The sequence below is a fragment of the Nocardioides anomalus genome (assembly GCF_011046535.1).
In the GTDB taxonomy this organism is placed as follows: Bacteria; Actinomycetota; Actinomycetes; order Propionibacteriales; family Nocardioidaceae; genus Nocardioides; species Nocardioides anomalus.
Genome location: NZ_CP049257.1, coordinates 2,992,855 through 3,017,694 on the forward strand (window position 1 = coordinate 2,992,855; position 24,840 = coordinate 3,017,694).

A 24,840-nucleotide genomic window follows, 5' to 3' on the forward strand; every position below is an offset into this window, starting at 1 on the left:
GCCTGTGCCGAGCTCGACGGAAGCGCCGGGCTCATCTCAGGGTGACGTACGCGCACCGAGCTGGGCCAGGGCGCTTGTGTCGGTGCCGGGGCTCCCGAGCATCGTCTGGGGGGAGTTTGTGGGGACCCAGGCTCCCCTGGAGAAAGACAGTGGCCCTGATCAGCACTTCTGCTGGTCAGGGCCACTTCTCGTAGCGGGGGCAGGATTTGAACCTGCGACCTCTGGGTTATGAGCCCAGCGAGCTACCGAGCTGCTCCACCCCGCGTCGGTGAACCCAACGTTACGGCACGGGTGGTCGTGGGCTCAAATCGGGTGCCGTCAGGGGGTGGGGCTGGCTCCCGACGGTGAGGCGGACGGGGTGTCGGTCGCGCCGCCGCTGCCGGCGCCGCCACCGCCGCCCTCGGTGCCGAGGGCCTGGTTGACGTAGTCCTGCGCCTTCTGGATGTGGCGCTGGTACTCGGCCAGGTCGCCGGCCGAGAGGGCCTGGTCGGCGGCCTCGAACTCCTGCTGGGCCAGGGCGAGGAGCTCCCGGACGCTGCCGGGCTGACCGGTGGGCTCGTCGGTGGGCTGGTCGGACGGCTCACCGCTGGGGGTGGGGGTGGGCGTGGTCCCGTCGGTCGGGTCGTCCGAGTTCTGCTGGCTGCCGTCCAGGGCGGACTCGAGGGCGGCCGAGAGCGAGCGGCCGATGCCGACGTCGCCCTGGTAGGAGACCAGGACGTAGCGCAGGATCGGGAAGTTGGCCGCATTGGTGGTCGCCAGGCGGACGTAGACCGGCTCGACGTACATCAGCTCGTCGCCGACGGGCACGGTCAGCAGGTTGCCGTAGCTGACCGAGTTGCCGGAGCGGTTGAACTCGGCGAGCGTGGCGGAGACGGTCGGGTCCGAGCGCATGTTGTTGGCGACCTGGCCGGGGCCCTGCTGCTGCTCGTCGATGACGTCGATGACCCGGATCTGGCCGTAGTCGTCGGACGTGGCGTCGCTGTCCACCGAGACGTACGCCGCGAGGTTGCTGCGCTTGTAGGGCACGAACGTCGACGTCATCGACCAGGTGGCGTCGGTCGGGACGGTGTCCTCGGTCTCGGAGTCCGAGCCGGAGGGGATGAGGCCCGAGGGCTGGGTCACGAACATGCGGTACGGCGGCTGCAGGCTCTTGGCGGTCCCGGTCGGGTTCGGGTCCTCGGGGACGTCCCAGCGGTTGTTGTCCTGGAACCACGCGTTGGGGTCGGTCACGTGGTAGCGGGCGTACTGGTAGCGCTGGACCTTGAACATGTCCTCGGGGTAGCGCAGGTGCTCGCGCAGGTCGTCAGGGATGTCGGAGTTCGGCTTGACGGTGCCGGGGAACGCCGCGGACCACGCCTTGAGGATCGGGTCCTGGTCGTCCCACGCGTAGAGCGTCACGGTGCCGTCGTAGGCGTCCACGGTGGCCTTGACCGAGTTGCGCATGTAGTTGATCTCGTCGGTCGGCAGCGTGCGCAGGCCGGTCTCGTCCTGCAGCGTGTCGTCGGTCATCGTCTTGAACGACTCGCGCTCGGAGCCCGGGAACTGGTCGGTGGTGGTGTAGCCGTCGACGATCCACTCGATCTTGCCGTCGATCACGGCGGGGTAGATGTCGTCGTCGAGGGTCAGCCACGGGGCGACCTTGCGCACCCGGTCGGCCGGGTCGCGGTTGTAGATCACCTCGGAGTTGGCGTTCACGCGCCCGGACAGCAGGAAGTTCGTGCTGCCGAACTTGATGGCGTAGAGCAGCTGGCGGAACGTCGAGCCGACCGGCACGCCGCCGGCGCCGTCGTAGGTCGTGGTGGTCTCGGCGTCCTCGTCGCCGGAGGCGGCGGTGTTGAGGTTGAGCTCGACGCTCGGGGCGTCGTCGCTGGCCTTGCCGACCACGGAGTAGTCGGGGCTGTTCTCGCCGAAGTAGACCCGCGTCTCGTACTTGCCGACCGCCTGCTCCAGCGCGTCCTGGCCGGGCTGGTTGCCCTCGGCCCACTGGGTGCGGTCGGTGTCGCCGAGCTCGAGCGGGGTGTTCTGCACGCCGCGCTGGTTGGCGAACGCCGCGATCACGTCGTTGCCGTGGGTGTAGACGGTGTGCAGGTTCAGCCAGTTCTTGACGTCGCTGTTGAGGGCACCCTGGTCGAGCTCGCGCACGCCGAGCACGAGCGCGCGGTCGTTGCCCTCGATGTCGTAGCGGTCCACGTCGAGCACGTCGGCGGTCGAGTAGTAGCCGCGCACCTGCTGGTTCTGCTGGAACACGTCGCGCACCAGCGCGGGGTCGACGAGCGGGACCGAGGTGATGTTCTGGTCGTTCTCGGCGTCCACCGCGGCGGCGGGGGTCCCGCTCGCGGGCAGGCGGTACTCCGCCACCGTGTCGATGTCGTACGCCGCGCGCGTGGCGTCGATGTTCTTGGAGATGTAGCCCGACTCCTTGTCGGCCTCGCTCGGCTTGACCTGGAACTGCTGCACGATGCCGGGCCAGATCAGCCCGAGCAGGATCGCGGACAGCACCAGCAGCGAGAGTCCGAGCGAGGGCAGCAGCCAGGTGCGGCGCCAGACGTTGACGAAGAACAGCACGGCGCAGATCAGCGCGATGCCCATGAGGATCGCCTTGGCGGGCAGCACCGCGTTGTCGTCGGTGTAGGTGATGCCGGTGAGCAGCGAGCCCTTCTGGAAGGCCAGGTCGTAGCGGTCCAGCCAGTAGTCGAGCGCCTTGGCCAGCACGAAGACGCCGAGCAGCACCGAGAGCTGCGCCTGCGCGGCTCCGGAGAGCCGGTCGCCGGGGCTCTGCAGCCGGATCCCGCCGTAGAGGTAGTGCACGACCGCCGCGGCCAGCAGCGCGACCACGGTCACGGCCATCACGAAGTCGGTGAGGAAGTGGTACCAGGGCAGGTCGAAGACGAAGAAGCCGATGTCCTTGCCGAAGTAGGCGTCCTTGCGCTCGAAGGGCACCCCGTTGCGCCACAGCATGTAGCTGCGCCACTCCCCCGCACCGGAGGTGCCGGCGAAGATGCCGAGCAGCAGCGCGAGACCGATGACCAGCCACGTCCGGATCGGCGTGACGGCCTGGCGGTAGCGGTCGAGGCCGGACTGCTCCGGTGACTGCGGGTGGAACAGCGGGCGCGTGCGGAACGCGACGACCATGCTCACCGCGACCACGACGCCCATGAGCACGCCGAAGACCAGGAACAGCACGACGCGGGTCCACAGCAGCCGGCTGTAGACCGAGCCGAAGCCGATGTCGCGGTACCACAGCACGTTGGTGTAGAAGTTCGCGAACGTCGTCAGCGCGAAGAAGGCGACCACCAGCACGATCGCGGTGATCACCAGGGCGCGTGAGCGCCGGGACGGCGGGCGGTCCGCGGGGGTGTCCCGCGGGTCCTCGTCGAACAGCTCGCTCACAGTTCCTCGTCCTCCTCGACGGGCTCCAGCGTGGCGGTCAGCAGAGCGACCAGCTCCGGGACCAGGTCGGGTCCGCCGACGACCGACTGGTCGTCGTCGTGGGCGCGCAGCCGCAGCGCGCAGTACGTCGCCCCGGCGCGGGTCACGCCGACGACCATCCGGACCTCCTGGCGGTCCGGGTGCTCGGCCGCGTACGCCGCCGCGGCACTCGGGTCGTCGGGCAGCTCGTCGTCGGCGTCGGGCGGCAGCACCAGGCGCTCCACCACCGCCGCGCAGCCCGCGACGTCGGGTCCCCAGGCGATCTCGGCCAACGACGACTCGAAGCGGTCCGGCGGCAGCTGCTCCTGCTCGATCGGGGTCAGCGACCCCTCGGCCGAGGCGTCGTCGAGGCCCATGGCCGCGGCCAGCGCGGGCTCGCGGAGCACCAGGTCGGCGGTGGGGACGAGGGCGTAGAGCCGGCTCGGCTGGTCCCAGCCGCCCTGCGCGTGGTGGGACTCGATCTCGAGCACGGCCGCCGCCAGGGCGGGGTCGAGATCCTCGTCGAGGGACAGCGGGTCCAGGGCGTCGCTCATCAGCAGCTCGGCAGCTTCGCGTCGTGGTCGGCCGCCCACGTCTGCACGACGTCGAGCGCGGACTGGAACGTGTCGACCTTGGCCAGGCGCATGTCGCCGTGGTGGGCGCCCTGGGCGTCGTCGCAGTTCTCGGCCGGGACCAGGAACAGCTGGGCGCCGTCGTGGTCGGAGCCGGCGATCTTCTGCTGGATCCCGCCGATCGCGCCGACCTTGCCGTCGGCGCTGATCTCGCCGGTGCCGGCGATGGCGCCGCCGTCGGTCAGCGAGCCCGGCGTGAGCGTGTCGTAGATGGCCAGCGAGAACATCAGCCCGGCGCTCGGCCCGCCGATGCGCGGGTCGATGGTCACCGTCACCGGGAACGGCAGGATGAAGCCCTGCCCGAGCTGGATGCCGACCTGCGGGGCGCCGTCGTCGCCCGGCTCCGGCGTCACCGGCACGTCGACTTCCTTGCCGTCGCGCAGCACGGTGAAGGTCACCTTCCCGCCCGGCGGCGTGCCCTTGATCGCCGCCCGCAGGTCCGAGGACGCCCGCTGGACGTCGCTGGACAGCGGCTGGCCGTTGACCGCCTTGAACAGGTCACGCACGGCGAGCGCGCCGTCGGCCGGCGTTCCGGGGGCGATGAGGAGCACCTCCAGCGCGGGCGTCACCTTCTTGCCCAGCGCCGTGAGCGCCACGGCGACCGCGGTGTCCTGGGAGGACACCATCTGCACCTGGCCCTCGTCGCGCTCCTCGTCGGCGGTCTTGTCGTCGGGGTAGACCGCGTCCTTCGGGTAGACCGCGTCGTCGGGGTCCAGCCACGCGCCCATCACCTGGAACAGGTTGAGGTCGCTGTCCTTCGGCGTCACCGAGACCGTCGTCATCCGCAGCTGGCCCTCGTCGCGGTAGGTCTTCTGCCCCGGCACCTGGATGATCTCCTTGCCGTCGGGCGCGCCCAGCACGTTGATGGTGGGGCCGGGCGAGTACATCGTGTACGGCAGCGGCGTGAGCAGCGCGGCGATGGCCAGCGCGGCCACCAGCGGCACGGCGACGAGCGCCGCCACGACACGCTGGTTCATGCCGCACACTGTCTCAGACGGTTGGTTGGCGCCGGCTCACGAGGCGCGGCGCTGCTCGCGGGGCGAGTCGCCCGTGCGCGGCGTACGCCGGACCGCGACCCCGGTGGACCGCTCGCGGCGCCGCGGCAAGCGGGTGGCGCGGGGCCGGTCCGCGTCGCGCTCGAGGGCAGCGCCGAGCCGGCGCACGGCCTCGTCGTGGTCGACCTCACCACGGCCCTCCCGGCCGAGCCAGCCCACCCAGGCCATGGCCACGACGGTCACGACGACCGGCGGCACCAGCCAGAGCAGGATCTCCACCCGTCGAGGGTAGGGACTAACGTGCCCCGCATGTCGGAGCCCACGCCCGTCCGGCTCGTCGACCTGCGCGACGCGCCCTTGGACGTCGCCGAGGTGGTGGCCGCACTGGACGACGACGCCTCCGGGGGACTGACGCTGTTCGTGGGCCGGGTCCGCGACCACGACCACGGGCAAGGCGTGGTCGGCCTCGACTACAGCGCGCACCCCACGGCGATGGACACCCTGCGCGAGGTCTGCGAGCGGGTGGCCGCCGCCCACGACGTGCACGGCGTGGCCGCGGTGCACCGGGTCGGCTCGCTCGACATCGGCGACATCGCGGTCGTCGTCGCCACGACCTCGGCCCACCGCGGCACGTCGTTCGACGCCTCGCGCATGCTGATCGACACGCTCAAGGCCGAGGTGCCGATCTGGAAGCACCAGCGCTTCACCGACGGCTCCGAGGAGTGGGTGGGCTCGCCCTAGGTCGTCCCTGAGATCTCCCTGGGAGGTCCGCGTGCGGCCGCTCCGGCAACCGCCCGCGGCGTACCGTGGAGCCATGGCAGACGAGCCCGAGGAGCCCCAGAACCCGTTCAAGGGCACCCCGTTCGAGCAGTTCTTCGCCCAAGGCCTCGGCGGCATGGCCGGCCCGGGCGGAGCCGGCGGTCAGGGCATGCCCGACCTCAACCAGCTCTTCGGTCAGCTGCAGTCGATGCTCCAGCCCTATGACGGCCCGCTCAACTGGGACGTCGCGGTCGACCTGGCCCGCAAGACCGTCGCGCAGTCGCCCGACCCCTCGCCGACCTCGGCGCAGCAGGCCGCGGTCGCCGACGCCCTGCAGCTCGCCGACCACTGGCTCGACGCGACCACGTCGTTCCCCTCCGGCGTCACCACCACCGCGGCGTGGAGCCGCGCCGAGTGGGTCGTCGGCACCCTCGACGTCTGGAAGGTGCTGGTCGAGCCGGTGGCCCGCCAGTCCGTCGGCGCGCTCAGCACCGCACTGCCCGAGGAGGCCCGCGCGCAGGCCGGGCCGCTGCTCGGCATCCTCGGCCGCGCCATCGGCATGCTGCTGGCCAACCAGGTCGGCTCGGGCATCGGTGCGCTGGCCGGTGAGGTCCTCTCGGTGTCCGACGTCGGCGTGCCGCTCGCGCCCGCGGGCCGCGCCACGCTGGTGCCGGCCAACGTCACGGCGTTCGCGGCCGGACTCGACGTGCCCGAGCAGGACGTCCTGCTCTACCTCGCGCTGCGCGAGGCCGCGCACCAGCGGCTCTTCGCCGGGGTGCCGTGGCTGCGCGAGCACCTGGTCGGCGCGGTGACGGCGTACGCCGAGGGCGTGGACGTCAACGTCGAGGGCATCCAGCAGCGCGTCGAGGAGCAGATGCGGGGCATCGACCCGGCCCAGCTGGGCAACCCCGAGGCCATGCAGCAGCTGCTCGAGGGCGGCATGTTCGAGATGCCCGACACCCCCGCGCAGAAGGCCGCGCTGTCGCGGCTCGAGACCACGCTGGCGCTCGTGGAGGGCTGGGTCGACGAGGTCGTCGGCCAGGCCACCGAGGGCCGGATGCCGACCGCCGCCAAGCTGCAGGAGGCGGTCCGCCGCCGCCGCGCCGAGGGCGGTCCCGCCGAGAAGACCTTCGCCACCCTGGTGGGCCTGGAGCTGCGCCCGCGCCGGCTGCGTGACGCCTCGACGCTGTGGGGCTCGCTGCGCACCCGGCAGGGGGTCGAGGCCCGCGACGGCGTGTGGATGCACCCCGACCTGCTGCCGACCGAGGCCGACCTCGACGACCCGCTGGGCTTCCGCGAGGGCGCCACAGCACCGACGGAGCTCAGCGAGGAGGACTTCGACGCCGAGCTGCGCAAGCTGCTCGACGGGCCGTCGGACTCCGCACCCTCCGACGAGGAGTGAGCCTGCGCGACGGGGCGCTGGCCACGCTGCGGGGCTGGGCCGCGCCCGACGCCGGGCAGACCGCGCTGCGGGACCGCTACGTCGCGCACCTCGAGTCGCACGCCGACGCGGCGTACCGCTCCTGCCGGCCCGACCACCTCACCGCGAGCGCGCTCGTGGTCTCGGCCGACCGGACCCACGTCCTGCTCACGCTGCACGCCAAGGCCGGCCGGTGGTTCCAGTTCGGCGGGCACTGCGAGCCCGGTGACGCCTCCCTGGCCGCGGCCGCGCTGCGCGAGGCGACCGAGGAGTCCGGCGTGCCCGGACTGGTCCTCGACCCCGAGCCGGTGCACCTCGACGAGCACCCGGTGACGTTCTGCGGCGCACCGGGGCTGGTGCACCACCTCGACGTGCGGTTCGTGGCGCTCGCACCGGTCGACGCCGTCCCGGTGGTCAGCGATGAGTCCACCGACGTGCGGTGGTGGCCGGTCGGCGCGCTGCCCGAGCCGGACACCGGGCTCGTGGCCCGGTCCCTCGAGCGCCTCGCTCAGTCGACGTCCTGGCCCGGCGGCGGCTCGACCCTGGCCGCCGCGGACCAGCCCAGCAGGTAGCCCTTGGCCCGCTCGGCCTGCGGGTAGCGGTCCACCCACCCCCAGAACGCCGCGTCGTGGCCCGGCTCGATGAGGTGCGCGAGCTCGTGGACCAGCACGTAGTCGGTGACCCACAGCGGCATGCCGTGCAGCCGCTCGGAGAGCCGGATGGTGCGGTCCCCCGGTGTGCACGAGCCCCAGCGCTGCTTCTGGTTGCCGACCCAGCGCACCGAGCCCGGCACGGCCAGCCCGCCGAGGTAGCGGTCGTTGAGGAGCAGCGCCCGCTCCATCAGCTCCGCGTCGGTCAGCGGCTCCCTCTCCTCCGACTTGCGGACGCGCGCCACCATCTCGTCGACCCACTCCGCCTCCTGCTTGCGGGTCATCGACGCGGGGATGAGGACCACGATCTTGTCGCCGTCGCGGTACGCCGACACGGTGCGGCGGCGCCGCTTGCTGCGGCGCACCTCCACCTCGGGTGCCGGCTCCGGCGCGACCGCCATGCCGGGAATCTAGCCCGTCGGGGCGCCGACGTCCGGGACGTCAGCCCGGGTTGGCCCACGCCAGCAGGCGGTCCTGCGGCCAGGTGTTGACGATCCGGTCGGGGTCGATGCCGGCGGCCTCGGCCCGCTCCGCGCCGTACCAGAGGAAGTCGAGCTGGCCGGGCGCGTGGGCGTCGGAGTCGATGGAGAACAGGCAGCCGAGGTCGCGGGCCAGCTCGAGCAGGTCGGTCGGCGGGTCGCGGCGCTCGGGGCGGGAGTTGATCTCGATCGCGGTGTCGTGCTTGGCCGCCTCCGTGAAGACCCGGCGGGCGTCGAACTGCGACTGCGCGCGCGTGCCGCGCGCGCCCATCACCATCCGGCCGGTGCAGTGGCCCAGGACGTTGACCCGCGGGTTCCGCACGGCCATCACCATGCGCTTGGTCATGTCGGCCCGGTCCATCTTGAGCTTGGAGTGGACGCTGGCCACGCGCACGTCGAGGCGGTCCAGCATCTCGTCGGTCTGGTCGAGGCTGCCGTCGTCGAGGATGTCGACCTCGATGCCCTTGAGGAGGGTGAAGCCGCCGTCGCGCTGGGCCAGGTGCTCGTTGACCGCGTCGACCACCCCGAGCTGCTTGCGCAGCCGCTCGACGCTCAGCCCGTTGGCCACGGTGAGCCGGGGCGAGTGGTCGGTCAGCACCTGGTACTCGTGGCCGAGCTCCATCGCGGTGAAGGCCATCTCCTCGATCGGCGAGCCGCCGTCGGACCAGTCCGAGTGCGAGTGGAGGTCGCCACGCAGCGCCTCCCACACCGCCTGGCCGCCCTCGGTCAGCGGGCCGCCGTGCTCGTCCTCGAGCACCTGCAGCCGCTCGGGCAGCTCGCCCCGGCTCGCCGCGGCGATGACCTTCGCGGTGCTGGCCCCGACGCCGGGGATCTCCTGGATGGTCCCGGCCTCGACGCGGGCCCGGACCTCGTCGTCCCCGAGCGGCAGGATCGCCGCCGCCGCGTTGCGGTAGGCCTTGACCTTGTAGGTCTCCTCGCGCCCGCGCTCGAGCAGGAACCCGATCCGCCGCAGGGCCGCGACCGGCCCGCCGTCGTACGCCTCCACCACGTCGCCAGCCTAGGCCCGGGTCGCTCGGCCACCGGTGGAAGATTCCTGGTGGGTAATTTTCCTCCACAGCCCGTGGACGGACGTCGTCGCAGGTCGGGCCGGGTGTCGTCGCCCGCATCCACCGGTTGTCCACAGGCCTGTGCACGACCTCCAGGCGTGTCCTCCACCTGAGAAGGGCGTTCTGCACAGACTTGTCCACAGGCTCCTCCACAGGGTGGGGGTGCGCGCTGTTGCCCTCACCGCCGGGGCTGTCTAGCGTTGCGGACAGACGGAGCCCCCGGGCCCGACGACGCAGATCCGCAAGGGGAAGGCAGGTCTGCGCCGACGGGACCGGGGGCTCCGTGCGTCTCGGCCCGACGGTGGGCTAGCGGCCCTCGAAGCGGGGCGCGCGGCGCTCTTTGCTCGCGCGGACGCCTTCCTGCAGGTCCGCGGTGGCCAGGGTGATCGGCTGGGCCAGCGCCTCCCACTGCAGCGCCGTCTCCAGGTCGGCGTGGCCGCCGTCGAGGAGGGCGAGCTTGGTGAGCCGGGTGGCGATCGGCGCGTTGGCCGCCACACCGGCCGCGATCTCCAGGACCTCGTCGAGGAAGCCCTCGGGGTCCAGGACGCGCGAGACCAGGCCGATGCGGAGGGCCTCGTCGGCCTCGACGACCCGCCCGGTCAGGAGCAGGTCTCGGGCGTGCGCCTCGCCGACCACCTCGGGCAGCAGGTGGGTGCCGGCCATGCCGGCGTGCATCCCGAGCTTGACGAAGGGCACGCCGAGCTTGGCCCCGCTCGCGGCGTAGCGGAGGTCGCAGGCCAGGGCCAGGCACAGCCCCGCCCCGATGGCCGCGCCGTTGACGGCCGCGATGGTCGGCACCTCGAGGCGGCGGATCGAGAGCCACGAGCGGTAGAACGGCAGCATCCTGGTGCGCAGCCGGTCCACGCTGGCGTCGGGCTCGCTGGCGATCCACGAGGTGTTCCCCCCGGAGCAGAACGCCGACCCCTCCCCCGTGACCACCACGGCGCGCACGCTCCGGTCCTGCGCCAGGGCGTCGACCGCCTCGGTCCAGGACGCGGTCATCTCGTCCGACATCGCGTTGCGCATGTCGGGGTTGTCCAGGACCAGCAGGGCCACGCCGTCGGCGGGCCGCTCGACGCGCAGGTGGGAGGCAGCAACCATGGCGCGCACCCTATGCGCAGCCGCGCCGGGCCCGCCGTGACCGGCCTCACGCCGTCCCGGCGGCCCATGGGCCCGCCCAGGGGTCGGGAAGGCGCCGCTCGGCGCGCCGAGCCGCCTGGCGGCGGTTCTCGGGGGTTCGGAGTACGGTCGAGACGGCCCGAGGACCCGTCCGAGGGCCTCCGGCGGGAACAGCACCACCATCCAGCACCACCCCGCCGCGACGACCACGAACAGCAAGGAGGCCGTCATGGCGGAGACCTGGAGCGGCGAGTTCTACTGCGTGAAGTGCAAGGAGAAGCGCGAGGCCGAGGGCGAGGTCAAGGTCAACGACAAGGGCACCCGGATGGCCAAGGCCGTCTGCCCCGTCTGCGGGACCAACCTCAACCGGATCCTCGGCAAGGCCTAACCCTTCGCCCCACCCGACTCTCGACGGCGCCCCCGGTCTGACCGGGGGCGCCGTCGCGTCGTGGTGGCGACCCCGCCGGGCGCGGGCCTGTGGAGGAGCTCCGCGCGGTCCCGCGATCCGTGTGACGGTGGGTCCATGACCTGGCTGCTGCGTCCCGGCCTGGCCGTCGTGCGCCGCGACGGCGAGCACCTCCAGCTCGGCCTCGGCGCGCGCCGCGCGGTGCTGCCCGCGGTGCCCGCCGTGCGCCGGCTGCTGCGCGAGCTGGCTGCGGGCGCCCCGCTCACCACCCTCGACGACGTGGCCGGTCGCGCGCTGCGTGCCCTCGCCGAGGCGGGCCTCGTCGCCCCCGCCGAGGAGGAGGCCGCGCGCGCCGCGGCCCGTGCGGGCTGCGCGGTGCACCTCGACGTGCCGCCCGACCTGCTGCCCGCCGCCCTCCGGCTCCTCGGTGAGGCCGGCCTGTCCGTGGCCGGCGCGACCGACGCGGTCGACGTCGCCCTGGTCTGGGCGGTCGGCGAGCTGTCCCGGTCGCGCCTGGACGGCTGGATGCGCACCGCGACCCCGCACCTCGCCGTCCGCGAGACGCCCGACGGCCCGGTGCTCGGGCCCTACGTCGTGCCCGGCGCGACCGCGTGCCTGCGCTGCGTCGACGCCCACGCCGCCCAGCGCGACCCCCGCCACCCGCTGGTGGTGGAGCAGCTGGCCACCTCCGGGCCGCTGCGCCCGGCCGCGCCGGACCCGGCCCGGCGGGCGCTGGCGCTGGCCTGGGCCGTCCGCGACCTCGCCACCGCCGCCGAGGGCGGCGTGCCGGCGACCTGGTCGAGCACCATCGCGCTCGGCGAGCTGCCGCCGGAGCTCACGGCGTACCACCGCCACGTCCACTGTGGGTGCACCTGGGCCGAGGAGCTGGCCGCCCCGGACCCGGGAGGTGTGGCCCGAGCGGGCTGAACCGGTCCGGGTCGGACCGACCGGGGCGGCTCACCAGTACTCGGAGTCGAGCTTGCCCTCCATGGCCCGCAGGTGCTCGCGCGAGCAGGTGTCGCAGTAGGTCCTTGTCCGACCGTTCTCGACCGCGGTGCTCCAGGTGAGCGTCTTCGCGTCGTCGGCCTCCTGGCGTCCGCAGAAGTCGCAGGTCTTCACACGCCCATCCTGCCTCGCCCGCACCTGCGTCGGGCCCCGGAACGCAGAACACCGGGTACGGCCGAAGCCGTACCCGGTGTCCGTGGCACCCGCGATCAGGGTGTCCCCGCAGAGGGCCGCTGACTGGCGGCATCCCGTGAGGTCCTACAGAGCGCGGGCGAGGGCGAGACGCGCCTGCTGCGCTGCCTGCTCAGCCCGGCGGCTGAGACGGCGTGCGCGGGCCAGCTGGTGGCCGCGCCGAAGCTGCTGCGCCTCTCCCAGGCGCGCGGACATCTGCGCGCGCGCCAGGTTCTCGTTCATGAGATTCATCTCGGTGCTCCTGATCAGATCGGTCTGGTTCATGTGAGTGGTGTGGGTCTTCCTCGGATGGGATGCGGCCCGCCGGGCGGCGGACAGCCTCGTGGCGGCTACGCGGCCACCTCGTTCTTGCGGGGGCGGCCACGCGGACGCTTGCGGGGTACGACGACGCCCTGGATGAAGAGCTGTCCGCCCCAGACACCCCATGGCTCGCGACGCTCGAGAGCGCCGTCGAAGCACAGGGCACGGACCGGGCACTCGACACAGAGGGCCTTGGCGAACTCCACGTCGCTCGGCGACTCGGCGAACCAGAGCTCCGGGTTGTTCGCCCGGCAGGGAAGGGTCGCCTCGTCCACCTTGCCGGCCTCGTCGTGGAGGTTGCCCAGAGTCGGCTCAGCAGTGGCACGGTCGAGAGTGCTGATGGTCATTTTTTCACCTCCTCGTTTCACCTTCATCGCGGTTGCTTGGTCGGTAGGACTGCGGTGGTGCCGTGGATCCATCGCCGATCCGAGAAACAGAAAGGCCGCGGATCCCGGGTTTCGGGTTCCGCGGCCTGGAGGCTGCTCATCAGTGGTCTCAACTGAGAGGTGGACTCCAGGCACTGGTCCCCGGGACGTAGGCAGCGAGGCCCATGTCACCCTTGACGTCACCCGTGATGACGGCGGCCCGGCGCTCGCGCACGACGGAGGTCGTGGCAAAGCCCTGACGCACCACGGAGGTGTGGCCGCACATGGGCATGGCGAAGCCGGACGGGATCTGAGCCGTCATCGGGATCGTGTTGAGCTTCATCTGGGCCACCTCCTTCTCACTCCTCGAGCGCCGGGATCGTCAGTCCCGTGGTGCGCTGAACGTCTTGGGTTGCAGAAACGTACCGAACGCCCGCGGTAAGGGGCAATCGATTTTGTGGGTATTTCGCGACTATTTTCTGCCACGTCGTCCCGCGTTCGCCGGGACCGCGGTCCCGGGACTGCCGGCCGGGGCGGTGCTGGACCGGGTCGCGTCAGCCGACGAGGTCGAGCAGGTCGTCGCCGTACTTGGCCAGCTTCTCGCGGCCGACCCCGCTGACCTTGAGCAGCTCGCGCTCCGAGCCGGGCCGGCGGGTGGCGATCTCCTCGAGCGTGGCGTTGCTGAACACCATGAACGCCGCGATCTCCTCCTCGCGGGCGCGCTGGGTCCGCCACTCGCGCAGGCGCTCGAACAGCTCCTCGTCGTACGGCGCCGGGCAGTCGGCGCAGCGGCGGCGGGCCTTGTCGGCCGCGGTCTGCAGCGGCTTGCCGCACTCGACGCACATCCGCGCGCCCTTGCCGCCGCGGGCGGCCTTGGGCAGCGGCAGTGCCTCCTGGGGCAGCAGCGGGGTGAGGAAGCGTGACGGCTTGCGCGAGGCGCGGCCCCCGGGCTGGCGGGCGGCCGACCAGGACAGGGCGAGGTCGCGGCGGGCGCGGGTCATGCCGACGTACAGCAGCCGGCGCTCCTCCTCGATGGCCGTGGGGGTCTCGGCGTAGGTGATCGGGAGCGTGCCGTCCTGGAGGCCACAGAGGAAGACGGTGTCCCACTCCAGCCCCTTGGCCGCGTGGAAGGTCGCCAGCGTGACGCCGTCGGCGACCGGCGCGTGCTGCTCGGCGGCGCGGCGGTCGAGGTCGTCGACGAAGCCGTCGAGCGTGCCGCCGGTGGCCTCGAACTCGCTCGCCTGGTCGACCAGCGCCTGCCAGGACTCCCAGCGGTCGCGGGTCTGGCCGCGCGCGGTGGGCGCCTCGGGCGTCCAGCCCATGCCGGAGAGGACCGAGCTCACGGTGGTCAGCACGCCCTCGCCCTCGCCGGAGCGGGCGGCGCCCCGGATCCGGGTGACGGCCTCGCGGACCTCGGGCCGGTCGAAGAAGCGGGCCGCGCCGCGCACGACGTAGGGCAGGCCGCGGGCGGCGAGCGCCTCCTCGAAGGCCTCAGACTGGGCGTTGATGCGGAACAGGACGGCCACCTCGCCCAGCTCGCGGCCGCCGTCGCGCAGGGCGAGGACCTTGGCGGCGACGTGCTCGGCCTCGTCGACCTCGTCGGGGCGCCCGTCGTAGGTCACCGCGGGACCGGGCTGCTGCTGCGAGCGCAGGTCGACGCCCTGGCTGGACGTGCCGGCGAGCAGCGTGTTGGCCGCCTCGACCACCTGCGGGGTGGAGCGGTAGTTGCGGACCAGCTCGACGCTGGTCGTGCCGGGGTGCTTCTTGGGGAAGTCGCGCAGGAAGTCGGCGTTGGCGCCGGCGAAGGAGTAGATGGTCTGGGCCGGGTCGCCGACCACGCACAGCTCGTCGCGCCCGCCCAGCCACAGGTCGAGCAGCGCCGACTGCAGCGGCGAGACGTCCTGGAACTCATCGACGACGAACCACTTGTACTGCCGGCGCACCTGCGCGGCGACCCGCTCGTCCTCGGCCAGGAGCCCGGCGTCGAGGAGCAGGACGTCCTCCATGTCCATGCGGCCCTGGTCGCGCTTGACCTCCTCGTAGGCCTCGAAGACGTGGGCCACGACCTCCGGGGTCTGGTTGGCCACGCTGCGGCCGCGGGCCTCGGCCACCGCGACGTACGTCGACGGGCTGACGTTGCTGACCTTGGCCCACTCGATCTCCGAGGCCAGGTCGCGCAGCAGGGCCTGGTCGGCGTTGATCCGCTGGCGCCGGGTCGCGGCCGCGAGCATGCCGAGCTTGGACTCGGTGAGCTGGGGCAGCTCGGTGCCGTGCACGTGCGGCCAGAAGTAGCGCAGCTGGCGCAGCGCCGCGGAGTGGAAGGTCCGGGCCTGGACCCCGCCGGCGCCCAGCGCCCGCAGGCGGGTGCGCATCTCGCCGGCGGCGCGGGTGGTGAAGGTGACGGCCAGCACCTCGGTCGGGGCGTAGAGGCCGCTGGCCACGCCGTGCGCGATCCGGTGGGTGATGGCCCGGGTCTTGCCCGTCCCGGCGCCGGCGAGCACCCGGACCGGGCCGCGCAGGGCCTCGGCCACCTGGCGCTGCTCAGGGTCCAGCGCGGCGAGGAGCTCGGCGGGGTCGGGCACGGAACATCTCCGGGGTCTTGGTGGTTGAAGGGGGTGCAGAAATCACCCTAGATGTCGGAGGCGACAGTCCCAGATGAGCGCAGGCTTCACGATGTACACGACCCCGTGGTGTGGCTACTGCCACCGGCTGAAGAGCCAGCTGGACCGTGAGGGCATCGAGTACGACGTCGTCGACATCGAGCAGCAGCCCGACGCCGCGCAGATCGTCGAGTCGGCCAACGGCGGCAACCAGACCGTGCCGACGCTGGTGTACGCCGACGGCACGTCCATGACGAACCCGTCGCTCGCCCAGGTCAAGGAGAAGCTCGCCGCGCTGGCGAGCTGAGCCTCACCACTGGCCCGGGAGCGGGCCGCCGTACCAGTGCTCGACGAGCGAGCGGCTGATCGAGACGCCGCCGGGGAGCACGAGAGTGCCCGCCTCGGCCTCGGCGCGCATCTCGGCGCGGGTGAACCAGCGGGCGTCCTCGATCTCGTCGTCGTCGACGGCGATGTCGGTGGAGGTCGCGCGGCCGACGAAGCCGAGCATCAGGCTGGCCGGGAGCGGCCAGGGCTGGTTGCCGAAGTAGGTGACCTCGCCGACGGCGACGCCGGTCTCCTCGGCCACCTCGCGGCGCACGGCGTCCTCGAGGGTCTCCCCCGGCTCGCAGAAGCCGGCCAGGGTCGAGAACCGCCCCTCGGGCCAGACGGCCTGGCGCCCGAGCAGGCAGCGCTCGTCCTCGCTGCCGGGTTCACCGCTCGCGACGAGCATGATCACGGCCGGGTCGGTGCGCGGGAAGTGCCGGTGGCCGTTGGGGCACACCAGCTCGTGGCCGGCCGCCTGGGGCGTGAGCGGCTCGCTGCAGCGCGGGCAGAAGCGGGTGGCCCAGAGCCACTCGGCGATGCCGAGGGCGTGGAAGACCAGGGGCGCCTCGGAGAGGTCGACGCCCTCCTGGTCGGCGCCGGCCAGCCGCGGGAGCAGCGCGCGCAGCGGGAGCCACTCCTCCGGCGCGGCCTGCGCCGCCTCGGGCCCGGTGACCAGGGCGAACCAGGTCCGGTCGCGGCCCTCGCCGAGCAGGACCCGCGTGCCGTCGGCCGGCGCATCGCCCGGCGCGACCCACGGGACGGCGCCGTCGCGGGGCCGGACGCGGGTGCCGCTGACGACCAGGACCCGGGTCTCCGGGTCGGCCCAGCGCTCGTCCATCCAGGCCTCGTCGCGACGCCGGACGCCGATGCGGTCGTGCGCTCCGGAGGCCATGCGCTCGTGCGGGTACTCCACGCTTCCTGACGTTAGTCTCCGCCGGTGAGCACCCACATCGGCGCCTCCCCCGGCGACGTCGCGCCCTTCGTGCTGCTGCCCGGCGACCCGCTGCGCGCGAAGTGGATCGCGCAGACCTTCCTCGACGACGTGCGGTGCTACTCCGAGGTGCGCGGGATGCTCGGCTTCACCGGCACGTGGCGCGGAGCGCCGGTCTCGGTGCAGGGCTCCGGGATGGGCCAGCCGTCGATGGCGATCTACGTCACCGAGCTGTTCGCCGAGTACGACGTGCAGCGGGTCGTGCGCGTCGGCTCGGCCGGTGCGCTCAGCGAGAGGCTCCGGGTGCGCGACATCGTCATCGCCTCGGGCGCCTGCACCGACTCCTCCATGAACCGGATCCGCTTCGACGGTCTCGACTACGCGCCGGTCGCGTCCTGGCCGCTGCTGTCCGCCGCCGCCGCGGCCGCGGCCGGACGGGACGACGTCCACGTCGGGCTGCTGTTCAGCGCGGACTCGTTCTACGCCGCGAAGCCCGAGCTGATGATGCGGATGGTGGAGTACGGCGCGCTGGCGGTGGAGATGGAGGCCTCGGCGCTCTACACGCTGGCCGCCGGCCACGGTCGCGAGGCGCTGGCCATCTGCACGATCTCCGACCACGTGGTCACGGGCGAGTCGACCAGCGCCGAGGAGCGCGAGCGGACCTTCGGCGACATGGTGGAGATCGCACTGGCGGCGGGCCTGAGCGCGGACTAAGCGTCGCCGCCGAGGTGTTCACCGGGGGTGGAGGTCCTCGACTCGGTGGTCGTCGGTGCGGGCCAGGCCGGCCTGTCGACGTCGTACCACCTGCAGCGGCGCGGGATCGACCACGTCGTGCTGGACGCCGACGCGGCTCCGGGCGGCGCCTGGCAGCACCGCTGGGACTCGCTGACGGTCCGCGACGTGCACGGCATCGCCGCACTGCCGGGCGTGGCGGCGCCGACGCTGGACGAGGGCCGGGCCAACGAGGTGGTGCCGGCCTACTTCGCCGACTACGAGCGGCGCTTCGGCCTGCCAGTGGTGCGCCCGGTGCGCGTGGACGCGGTGGGCGAGGCCGAGGACGGGCTGCTCGAGGTCCGCGCCGGCGACCGCGCCTGGCGGACCCGGACCCTGGTCAACGCCACCGGGACCTGGTCGCGGCCCTTCGTGCCGGCCTACCCCGGGGCGGCGACGTTCCGCGGCCGCCAGCTCCACACCCACGAGTACGACGGCCCCGCGGCCTTCCGGGGGCAGCGCGTGGTCGTGGTCGGTGGCGGCGCATCGGCGGTGCAGCTGCTGGGCGAGATCGCGCCGGTGGCGGCCGACACCCTGTGGGTGACGAGGAAGCCACCGGTGTGGCGCACCGACGACTTCACCCCCGACGTGGGCCGGGCGGCGGTGGCCCTGGTCGAGGAGCGGGTCCGGCGTGGCCTGCCGCCGGCCAGCGTGGTCAGCGTGACCGGGCTGGCCCTGCGCGAGCAGGAGCGTGAGGCGGAGCGGCTCGGCGCCTACGAGCGACGGGGCATGTTCACGCGGATCGAGCCGGACGGCGTGCGCCTGCCCGACGGCACCCTGTGGGCGGCCGACGCCATCCTCTGGGCGACGGGGTTCCGGCCCGCGGTCGGGCACCTGGCCCCGCTGCACCTGACCTCGCGGTTCGGCGGGATCCAGCTCGACGGCACCACCGCGGTGGCGGATCCGCGGGTGCAGCTGGTCGGCTACGGACCGTCGGCGAGCACCATCGGCGCCAACCGGGCCGGTCGGGTCGCCGCCCGCGGGGTCGCGGCCTGGCTCGACGCTCACCGGCCGAGCATGGCCTCCAGCGCCTGACGGTCGGCCAACTCCTCGGGCTCGACGGTGTGGCCGCGGCGGACGTAGTGGAACACCGCGCGCACCTGCTCCGGCGCCACGCCGCGCAGCTCGGCCCAGGCCACGCGGTAGAGCGCGAGCTGCAGCGGGTCGGCGTCCTCGTGACGCGAGGTCTTCCAGTCCACGAGCAGGTAGCCGCCGCCGGGCTCGGCGTAGACCGCGTCGATCCGGCCCCGCACCACCTGCCCGGCCAGCACCACCGCGAACGGCGCCTCGACGGCCAGCGGCACCCGGTCGGCGAACGGACCCCGCTCGAAGGCCTCGACCACCCGGTCGAAGTCGGCGTCGTCGTCGATCTCGGAGTCGTGCCGCCCGGGCAGGTCGTCGGGGTCGAGCAGCGGCTGCTGGCCGAAGCGCGCCTCCACCCAGGCGTGGAACAGCGTGCCGAACCGAGCCGAGCGCGACGGCGGCCGGGGCATGGGGCGGGCCAGCTCGGCCGCGAACGCCTCGGGGTCCGCCCGCAGCCGCAGCACGCTCGTGGCCGACAGCGAGGACGGCAACGGCACCTCGATGGTGGTCGCGTGCTCGGCGTGCAGCTCGGTCAGCAGCCGCTCGACCTCGGCGTCCCACTCCGCGACCAGGGCCACCTCGGACAGGTCGAGGTCGAGGTCCTCCTCGCTCGGGTCGGCCGCGCGGACCAGCTCGGCCGCGGCCAGCCGGCGCAGCGCCTCGGCGCCCATCCCGTCGACCGGCCACGGCTTCGAGGGGTCCTCGAGGGCGTAGGGGTTGGGGTCGCCCTTGGCCGGCGCGTCGAGCCAGCCGTCCACCGGCTCGCCCCACGCCTCGAGCTGCTCGCGCACGGTCTCCTGGTAGGACGACGGGCCGAACGGCGTGGCGCGCTGGGTCCAGCAGTACGACGTCACCGACAGCCGGTGCGCGGCGCGGGTGAAGGCGACGTAGCCCAGTCGCAGCTCCTCGGTGGCGTCGTGGTCGCGGGTAGCGGCGCGGTAGGCGTCGAGCGCCTTCTTGTCGTGGCCCCCCAGCTGCGGCAGGTCCGCCGCGTCGCCCCGCAGCGGCGCCGGCAGGACCGCCGGCGAGGACGTCCACAGGGTGCGGGAGCGGTTGGAGGGGAAGCGGTCCTTGCCGACGCCGACCAGGAACACCGAGGCCCACTCCAGGCCCTTGGAGCGGTGCACGGTGAGCAGCTTGACCGAGTCGGCGGCGGTCGGCGTGGCCACGTCGAGCCCGTTGCCCTGGTCGTCCTCGGCGGTGAGGTAGGCCAGCAGCGCCTGCAGCGACACGTCGCCGTCCACGGACTGGAAGTCGGCCACCGCCTTGACGAACAGGTCCAGGTTGTCGCGCCGGGCCGCGGCCGCAGGGCTGACCGCGGAGGCCAGCTCCACGTCCGCGCCCGTCGTGTCCACGATCCGGCGCACCACGTCGAGCAGCGGCTCGCCGACGTGGCTGCGCAGCTGGCGCAGCTCACCGGCCAGCAGCGCGAAGCGCTCCAGCGCCTCGACGGAGTACGCCGCCGGGCCCGGGTCGTGCAGCGCGTCGTCGAGGCAGGCGATCTCGGAGGGGTCGATGCCGTCCGCGATCGCGGCCAGGTGGCCGTCGAGCGTGGTCGGCACGGCGCCGCGACCCTGGGCGCCGGCCAGCTCGCGGGCGCGCTCGCCGAGCAGGCGCAGGTCGCGCGGCCCGATGGCCCAGCGCGGCCCGGTGAGCAGGGTGAGCAGCGCGGCGTTGGCGGTGACGTCCTGGAGCAGGTGGAGCACCGCGACGACCTCGGCCACCTCGGGCAGCCGCAGCAGGCCGGACAGGCCGACGATCTCGACGGGCACCGCGGCCGAGGTGAGCGCGTCGAAGACCTCGGCGGCGTGGGCGTTGTCGCGGGTCAGGACGCCGATGTCGGACCAGGCCCCGCCGCGGTCGCGGGTCGCGGTGACCTCCTCGCCCAGCCAGGCCAGCTCCTCGCGGTGGGTTTCGAAGACCTGGGTCGTCACCCGACCCTCCCCCGCGCCCTCGGCGGCGTCGAGCGGGCGGACCGCGTCGGAGGCGGCGTAGAGCGGCTCGGCCAGCCGGTTGGCCACCTCGAGGATGCGCCGGTCGGACCGGCGGCTCACGGTCAGCGGGTACGACGGGACCTCGCCGGTCGCGGCCGGGAAGGTCTCGGCGAAGGTGAGGATGTTCGACGCCGACGCCCCGCGCCAGCCGTAGATGGCCTGGTTGGGGTCGCCCACGGCGGTCACCGCGTGGCCCCGGCCGTGCTCGGCGTCGGGGCCGGAGAACAGCCGAGACAGCATGATCGCCTGGGCCACGGAGGTGTCCTGGTACTCGTCGAGCAGGACGACGGTGAACTTGGCCCGCTCCTCGGCGCCGACCTCCGGCTTCTCCGCAGCCAGCCGGGCGCCGAGCTCGATCTGGTCGGAGAAGTCCATGAGTCCGAGGTCGGCCTTGAGGCGGCGGTAGCCGTCGACCAGCCCGAGCAGCTCGCCGCGCCGCTCGAGGGCGTTGATGGCCTTGTCGCACGCCTCGACGTACGTCGAGCGCGGCTTGGGCGCGGCCCGCTCCTCCTCGCGCGCCTCGGCGAAGCGGTGCGAGGCGGCCTCGTCGATGCGGCGCACGTCGTCGGGGCCGACGAGGTGCTCGCTCATCGCGCTGTCGAGGGCGAGGAGGTTCTGGATGGCGGTCTGGGGGTGGTCGGTGAGCAGCAGCACCTCGCCGGTGTGCCGGTCGACCACCCGGGAGCCGAGCTGGTAGCGCGCGGCGTCGGTGATGACCCGGGTGTCGGGCTCGTGGCCGATGCGCAGGCCGTGCTCGGTGAGCAGGCTCGCGGCGTAGGCGTTGTAGGTCGCCACGGTCGGCTCGAGGACGTCCTCGCCGTCGTCGAGCTCGTCGAGGGCGCCCGCGTCGCGCAACGCCTCGCGGATCCGCGACCGCAGCTCGCTCGCGGCCTTGGTGGTGAAGGTCAGGCCGAGCACCTGGTCGGGGCGGACCTGTCCGGTCAGCACCAGGTAGACCACGCGGGCGGCCATCAGCGTGGTCTTGCCCGAGCCCGCCCCGGCCACCACCACCGCGGGGGCCAACGGCGCGGTGATGGCCGCCCACTGCTGCGCGCTGGCCTCCCACGGCGTGCCCATGGCCACCGCGAGCTCGCGCGGCGAGCGGATCGCCCGGGGGGTCACTGGCTCACCACCGACCCGGCCGACTTGGCCGGGCAGATCGGGACGAAGGCGCAGTCGCGGCAGTGCTGGCCGGCCACGGCCGGGAACTGCTCGGCTCGCAGCAGCGCGGCCGTGCGGGCGAGCTGACCGCGCAGCGCGGCGCGCTCGGGGCCGTCGTCGGCCTGCTCGGGCTGACGCTGCACGTCGGCGTCCTCGGCGTCGCCGAGCAGCCCGAGCTGGACGAGCTCGGCCCCACCCGCCTCGACGTCGCGCTCGAGCAGCTCGTCGACGGCGCCGTGGTCGACCGCGAGCTGGTAGAGGCCCAGCTGGACGTTGGTGAGCACGGACTTGTCGCTCGGCTTGCCGCGACCGGTCTTGAGGTCGACCACGACCAGGCGGCCCTCGGAGTCGAGCTCGAGGCGGTCGGCGTAGCCCGTGAGCTGGACGCGCTCACCGCCGGGCAGGTCGAGCACCGCGCGGAACGGCGCCTCGACGCCGACCAGGGTGCGCGGGTCGGCGTGGTGCCAGCGCAGGAACCGGCTGAGGGCGGCCTCGACCCGCTCGAGCTCGCGGGCCTTGGCCCAGGGCGTGCGGAACTCCAACCGGTCCCAGACCGTGGCCACGTGGGCCATGAGGGCGTCGACGTCGTCGGCGCCGGCCTCGACCTCGCCCGCGGCCACCCGCTGGGCCAGGGCGTGCACGAGCTCGCCGAGGTTGGCCGACTGGTGCTGGCGGGTGACGCCGCCGGCCTCACGCGACAGGAACCACTGGGTCGGGCACACCTCCATGTGCTCGAGCACGCTCGCCGAGACCGGGACCGGCCGTTCGGGGTCGCGCACCGGTGTGGCCGAGCGGCTCGCGGCGCGGGTGCCCCACCAGGTCGCGGGGTCGGCGATCGCGACCTCGGGCGCGAGCCGGGCCAACCGGCGCGCGGCGGCCTGGCGCAGCGGCTCGCTCACCGCGGGGTCGGCCGCGGTGCGGCGCAGCTCGCTGACCAGCCCGCCCATGGACAGCGTCCGCGCCGGGCGACCGGTGACCTGCTCGACGGTGACGCCGAGCTCGTCGAGGAAGCGGGACGGCTGCTCGCCGTCGTCCTCGGGCGAGGCGACCGCCGTGACGACCAGCCGCTCGCGGGCGCGGGTGCAGGCCACGTAGAACAGCCGCCGCTCCTCCATCAGCGCCTCGCGGGCGCTGGTGGGCGGCACCAGCCCGTCGGTGCCGATCCGGTCGGCGCCGAGCAGGGTGGCCCGGCGGCGCAGGTCGGGCCAGCCGTCCTGCTGCACGTGGGCCACGACGACCAGCCGCCACTCCAGCCCCTTGGCGCGGTGGGCGGTCAGCAGGCGTACGGCGGCCCCGCGGGCGCCGCGCTCGGCCAGGGTGTCGGCGGGGATCTGCTGGGCGACCAGCGTGGCCAGGAACTCGCGCACGCCCACGTGGTCGCGGGTCTCCTCGGCCCGTGCCGCGGACTCGAAGAGCGCGACGACCGAGTCGAGGTCACGGTGAGCACGCCGCGCGGCCCCGCCGCCACGCTCGACCCCGCGCCGCAGCCGGGCCGGCCAGCCGGTGCCGGACCACAGGGTCCAGAGCAGCTCCTCCGCGCTCGCGCCGGCCTCCAGCTGGGCGCGGGTCCGGGCGATGAGCTCGGCCACCGCCCGGGCGCGGGTCGACTCGGCGCCCTGCAGCCCGTCGAGCTGGGTCGGGTCGAGGACCGCCCGGCGGACCAGCTCGCGCGACGGCGCGGGCAGCCGGCCCTCGGCGTGGGCCAGCTCCTTCTCGCGCTGGCGCAGCAGCCGGGCCAGGCGGCGCACGTCGCCGGCGTCGAGGGTGCCGAGCGGGCCGGTGAGCAGGGCCTCGGCCCGCGCGGCGTCGACGTGGTCGACGTGGTCGGGGTCGTCGTTGTCGAGGTTGAGCACCACGCGGAGCGCGTCGATGAGCGGCAGCGCGGCGGGGTCACGGACCAGCGGCAGCTCGTCGGCGGCCACCTCGACCGGCACGCCCGCGGCGCCCAGTGAGCGGCGCAGGGGCGGGATGCTCTGCCGGCCGGAGCGGACCAGGACGGCCATCTCGTCCCAGGGGACGCCGTCCTCGAGGTGAGCGCGACGGAGCAGGTCGGCGAGGTGCTCGGCCTCGGCGCGGTCGCTGTCGTAGGTCCGCACCACGACCCGGCCGGGGCCGTGCGGCCCGCCGTCGGCGCTGGGGGCCAGGAACGCCGCCTTGGCCTCGTCGCCGATCGAGCCCGGCAGGCCGATGCGCCCGGCCACGCGCTGGGTGGCGGTCAGCAGCCGCGGCCCGAACCGTCGGGTGGTGGCCAGCGCGACCACGTCGGCTGGCCGACCGTCGGCCTGCGCGAACACGGTCGGGAAGTCGAGGATCCCGCGCACCTCGGCGCCGCGGAAGGCGTAGATCGACTGGTGCGGGTCGCCGACCGCGACCAGGTCGCGACCGTCGCCGGCCAGGGCCCGCAGCAGGGCGACCTGGCCGGAGTCGGTGTCCTGGTACTCGTCGACGAACACGTGGGCCAGCTCCGCGCGCAGCTCGTCTCGATGGGTCCAGGCCTCGATGGTGGCGCGCCGGATCAGGTCGGCGTAGTCCACGGCGCTGCGGTCGTCGAGGATCGTGAGGTACTGCTCCAGGAACGCGCCGGCCGCCACGAACTCGGGCACGTCGTGCTCGCGGCCCAGGGCAGCCAGCTCGTCGCCGTCGAGGCCCTTCTCCCGGGCCCGGGACAGCACCGCGTGGACCTCGCGGGCGAAGCCGCGGGTGCCGAGCGCCTGCCGCAGCGACGCGGGCCAGCGCACCGACTCGGGGTGGTCCTGGAGCAGCTCGCGCAGCACGACGTCCTGCTCGGGGGCGGACAGCAGGCGCAGCGGGCCGACGTAGAGCTCGGCCGGGGCGTAGCGGCGGATCAGCCCGTAGGCGAAGGAGTGGAACGTCGAGCCGATGCTGGCCGACATGGTCCGGCCGACGCGCGCGGCCACCCGGTCGCGCAGCTGCTCGGCCGCCTTGCGGGAGAAGGTGAGCGCGAGGACCCGGTCGGGGTGGGTGCCGTCCTCGATGCGCCGCACCACGGCCTCGACGAGGGTCGTGGTCTTGCCGGTCCCCGGACCGGCGAGCACGAGGAGCGGGCCGCCGGGGTGGTCGACCACGCGCTGCTGCTGCGCGTCGAGCGGCGGGGGCGCCGCGGACAGGTCGGGCCGGACCAGCTGGTAGGCGGTCGCGGTCTCGGGCACGCGGCTACT

23 protein-coding genes and 1 tRNA gene are annotated in these 24,840 nt (G+C 73.7%); 8 read left to right on the plus strand and 16 right to left on the minus strand.

Annotation, left to right across the window (positions count from 1 at the left end; translation table 11 throughout):
* Positions 1 to 191: 191 nt before the first annotated feature.
* The 5 genes from G5V58_RS15110 to G5V58_RS15130 all read right to left on the minus strand — a co-directional run bounded on the left by G5V58_RS15110 (position 192) and on the right by G5V58_RS15130 (position 5,314).
* A tRNA-Met gene (locus G5V58_RS15110) sits at positions 192 to 265 on the minus strand.
* Between the two features lie 53 nt (positions 266 to 318).
* Positions 319 to 3,390, minus strand: a complete 3,072-nt coding sequence (locus G5V58_RS15115; RefSeq protein WP_165234347.1) for a UPF0182 family membrane protein — start codon at positions 3,388 to 3,390, stop codon at positions 319 to 321.
* Positions 3,387 to 3,962: a PPA1309 family protein gene (locus G5V58_RS15120; RefSeq protein WP_165234350.1), complete on the minus strand. Its 576-nt coding sequence runs from the start codon at positions 3,960 to 3,962 to the stop codon at positions 3,387 to 3,389. The genes G5V58_RS15115 and G5V58_RS15120 overlap by 4 nt, the downstream gene beginning before the upstream one ends.
* Positions 3,962 to 5,017, minus strand: coding sequence for a YlbL family protein (locus G5V58_RS15125; RefSeq protein WP_165234353.1), 1,056 nt, complete (start codon positions 5,015 to 5,017; stop codon positions 3,962 to 3,964). Before G5V58_RS15125 ends, G5V58_RS15120 begins: the two co-directional genes overlap by 1 nt.
* 36 nt (positions 5,018 to 5,053) lie before the next feature.
* Positions 5,054 to 5,314 carry a hypothetical protein gene (locus tag G5V58_RS15130; protein WP_165234356.1) on the minus strand — a complete coding sequence of 87 codons (261 nt, stop codon included), beginning with the start codon at positions 5,312 to 5,314 and terminating at the stop codon, positions 5,054 to 5,056.
* Positions 5,315 to 5,344: 30 nt separating this feature from the next.
* Here G5V58_RS15130 and G5V58_RS15135 point away from each other — a divergent pair, with 30 nt between their 5' ends.
* From G5V58_RS15135 to G5V58_RS15145, 3 genes are all read left to right on the plus strand, one after another.
* Positions 5,345 to 5,776 carry a molybdenum cofactor biosynthesis protein MoaE gene (locus tag G5V58_RS15135; RefSeq protein WP_165234359.1) on the plus strand — a complete coding sequence of 144 codons (432 nt, stop codon included), beginning with the start codon at positions 5,345 to 5,347 and terminating at the stop codon, positions 5,774 to 5,776.
* A gap of 73 nt (positions 5,777 to 5,849) precedes the next feature.
* On the plus strand, positions 5,850 to 7,196 hold the full coding sequence (locus tag G5V58_RS15140; protein ID WP_165234362.1) for a zinc-dependent metalloprotease: 1,347 nt from the start codon (positions 5,850 to 5,852) through the stop codon (positions 7,194 to 7,196).
* Entirely contained in the window at positions 7,193 to 7,786 is a 594-nt protein-coding gene (locus G5V58_RS15145) for an NUDIX hydrolase (RefSeq protein ID WP_165234365.1), read from the plus strand. The genes G5V58_RS15140 and G5V58_RS15145 overlap by 4 nt, the downstream gene beginning before the upstream one ends.
* Here the strand turns inward: G5V58_RS15145 and G5V58_RS15150 are convergent.
* From G5V58_RS15150 to G5V58_RS15160, 3 genes are all read right to left on the minus strand, one after another.
* Complete coding sequence (locus G5V58_RS15150) at positions 7,723 to 8,265, minus strand: M48 metallopeptidase family protein (protein ID WP_165234368.1); 543 nt, start codon at positions 8,263 to 8,265, stop codon at positions 7,723 to 7,725. The genes G5V58_RS15145 and G5V58_RS15150 overlap by 64 nt on opposite strands.
* 40 nt (positions 8,266 to 8,305) lie before the next feature.
* The gene (locus tag G5V58_RS15155; RefSeq protein ID WP_165234371.1) at positions 8,306 to 9,352 is read right to left on the minus strand and encodes a PHP domain-containing protein; all 1,047 of its coding nucleotides are present in this window, start codon (positions 9,350 to 9,352) and stop codon (positions 8,306 to 8,308) included.
* 364 nt (positions 9,353 to 9,716) lie between these two features.
* Complete coding sequence (locus G5V58_RS15160) at positions 9,717 to 10,511, minus strand: enoyl-CoA hydratase/isomerase family protein (RefSeq protein WP_165234374.1); 795 nt, start codon at positions 10,509 to 10,511, stop codon at positions 9,717 to 9,719.
* Between the two features lie 247 nt (positions 10,512 to 10,758).
* On the opposite strand from G5V58_RS15160, the gene G5V58_RS15165 reads away from it, so the two are divergent.
* Together G5V58_RS15165 and G5V58_RS15170 are read left to right on the plus strand one after the other, a co-directional pair.
* Entirely contained in the window at positions 10,759 to 10,917 is a 159-nt protein-coding gene (locus tag G5V58_RS15165; RefSeq protein WP_011754982.1) for a DUF5679 domain-containing protein, read from the plus strand.
* A 135-nt stretch (positions 10,918 to 11,052) separates the two neighbouring features.
* The gene (locus tag G5V58_RS15170) at positions 11,053 to 11,862 is read left to right on the plus strand and encodes a hypothetical protein (RefSeq protein ID WP_165234377.1); all 810 of its coding nucleotides are present in this window, start codon (positions 11,053 to 11,055) and stop codon (positions 11,860 to 11,862) included.
* A 30-nt stretch (positions 11,863 to 11,892) separates the two neighbouring features.
* Here G5V58_RS15170 and G5V58_RS15175 read toward each other — a convergent pair whose 3' ends face one another.
* The 5 genes from G5V58_RS15175 to G5V58_RS15195 form a co-directional block, all read right to left on the minus strand.
* A complete protein-coding gene (locus tag G5V58_RS15175) occupies positions 11,893 to 12,054 on the minus strand; it encodes a hypothetical protein (protein ID WP_165234380.1) in 162 nt (53 codons plus the stop codon).
* Between the two features lie 144 nt (positions 12,055 to 12,198).
* Positions 12,199 to 12,396, minus strand: coding sequence for a hypothetical protein (locus tag G5V58_RS15180; protein WP_165234383.1), 198 nt, complete (start codon positions 12,394 to 12,396; stop codon positions 12,199 to 12,201).
* 65 nt (positions 12,397 to 12,461) lie between these two features.
* On the minus strand, positions 12,462 to 12,779 hold the full coding sequence (locus G5V58_RS15185; RefSeq protein WP_165234386.1) for a WhiB family transcriptional regulator: 318 nt from the start codon (positions 12,777 to 12,779) through the stop codon (positions 12,462 to 12,464).
* A gap of 148 nt (positions 12,780 to 12,927) precedes the next feature.
* Complete coding sequence (locus G5V58_RS15190) at positions 12,928 to 13,140, minus strand: hypothetical protein (RefSeq protein ID WP_165234389.1); 213 nt, start codon at positions 13,138 to 13,140, stop codon at positions 12,928 to 12,930.
* Positions 13,141 to 13,351: 211 nt separating this feature from the next.
* A complete protein-coding gene (locus G5V58_RS15195; protein ID WP_165234392.1) occupies positions 13,352 to 15,379 on the minus strand; it encodes a UvrD-helicase domain-containing protein in 2,028 nt (675 codons plus the stop codon).
* 73 nt (positions 15,380 to 15,452) lie between these two features.
* Here G5V58_RS15195 and G5V58_RS15200 point away from each other — a divergent pair, with 73 nt between their 5' ends.
* Positions 15,453 to 15,704 carry a mycoredoxin gene (locus G5V58_RS15200; RefSeq protein WP_165234395.1) on the plus strand — a complete coding sequence of 84 codons (252 nt, stop codon included), beginning with the start codon at positions 15,453 to 15,455 and terminating at the stop codon, positions 15,702 to 15,704.
* A gap of 3 nt (positions 15,705 to 15,707) precedes the next feature.
* Here G5V58_RS15200 and nudC read toward each other — a convergent pair whose 3' ends face one another.
* Complete coding sequence (gene nudC / locus G5V58_RS15205) at positions 15,708 to 16,634, minus strand: NAD(+) diphosphatase (protein WP_165234398.1); 927 nt, start codon at positions 16,632 to 16,634, stop codon at positions 15,708 to 15,710.
* 24 nt (positions 16,635 to 16,658) lie between these two features.
* On the opposite strand from nudC, the gene deoD reads away from it, so the two are divergent.
* Complete coding sequence (gene deoD, locus G5V58_RS15210; RefSeq protein ID WP_165234401.1) at positions 16,659 to 17,366, plus strand: purine-nucleoside phosphorylase; 708 nt, start codon at positions 16,659 to 16,661, stop codon at positions 17,364 to 17,366.
* 27 nt (positions 17,367 to 17,393) lie between these two features.
* Complete coding sequence (locus G5V58_RS15215; protein WP_165234403.1) at positions 17,394 to 18,458, plus strand: FAD-dependent oxidoreductase; 1,065 nt, start codon at positions 17,394 to 17,396, stop codon at positions 18,456 to 18,458.
* Here G5V58_RS15215 and G5V58_RS15220 read toward each other — a convergent pair.
* Both G5V58_RS15220 and G5V58_RS15225 read right to left on the minus strand, forming a co-directional pair.
* Entirely contained in the window at positions 18,428 to 21,622 is a 3,195-nt protein-coding gene (locus G5V58_RS15220) for an ATP-dependent helicase (RefSeq protein ID WP_230486648.1), read from the minus strand. The genes G5V58_RS15215 and G5V58_RS15220 overlap by 31 nt on opposite strands.
* A complete protein-coding gene (locus tag G5V58_RS15225) occupies positions 21,619 to 24,831 on the minus strand; it encodes an ATP-dependent helicase (protein ID WP_165234406.1) in 3,213 nt (1,070 codons plus the stop codon). Before G5V58_RS15225 ends, G5V58_RS15220 begins: the two co-directional genes overlap by 4 nt.
* Between the last annotated feature and the right edge of the window lie 9 nt (positions 24,832 to 24,840).

Coding starts and splice junctions, on each gene's coding strand:
- G5V58_RS15120 (WP_165234350.1), bottom strand. CDS start 3,962: ATGAGCGACGCCCTGGACCCGCTGTCCCTCGACGAGGATCTCGACCCC.
- G5V58_RS15125 (WP_165234353.1), bottom strand. CDS start 5,017: ATGAACCAGCGTGTCGTGGCGGCGCTCGTCGCCGTGCCGCTGGTGGCC.
- G5V58_RS15135 (WP_165234359.1), top strand. CDS start 5,345: ATGTCGGAGCCCACGCCCGTCCGGCTCGTCGACCTGCGCGACGCGCCC.
- G5V58_RS15140 (WP_165234362.1), top strand. CDS start 5,850: ATGGCAGACGAGCCCGAGGAGCCCCAGAACCCGTTCAAGGGCACCCCG.
- G5V58_RS15150 (WP_165234368.1), bottom strand. CDS start 8,265: ATGGCGGTCGCGCCGGAGCCGGCACCCGAGGTGGAGGTGCGCCGCAGC.
- G5V58_RS15160 (WP_165234374.1), bottom strand. CDS start 10,511: ATGGTTGCTGCCTCCCACCTGCGCGTCGAGCGGCCCGCCGACGGCGTG.
- G5V58_RS15165 (WP_011754982.1), top strand. CDS start 10,759: ATGGCGGAGACCTGGAGCGGCGAGTTCTACTGCGTGAAGTGCAAGGAG.
- G5V58_RS15170 (WP_165234377.1), top strand. CDS start 11,053: ATGACCTGGCTGCTGCGTCCCGGCCTGGCCGTCGTGCGCCGCGACGGC.
- G5V58_RS15180 (WP_165234383.1), bottom strand. CDS start 12,396: ATGAACCAGACCGATCTGATCAGGAGCACCGAGATGAATCTCATGAAC.
- G5V58_RS15185 (WP_165234386.1), bottom strand. CDS start 12,779: ATGACCATCAGCACTCTCGACCGTGCCACTGCTGAGCCGACTCTGGGC.
- G5V58_RS15190 (WP_165234389.1), bottom strand. CDS start 13,140: ATGAAGCTCAACACGATCCCGATGACGGCTCAGATCCCGTCCGGCTTC.
- G5V58_RS15200 (WP_165234395.1), top strand. CDS start 15,453: ATGAGCGCAGGCTTCACGATGTACACGACCCCGTGGTGTGGCTACTGC.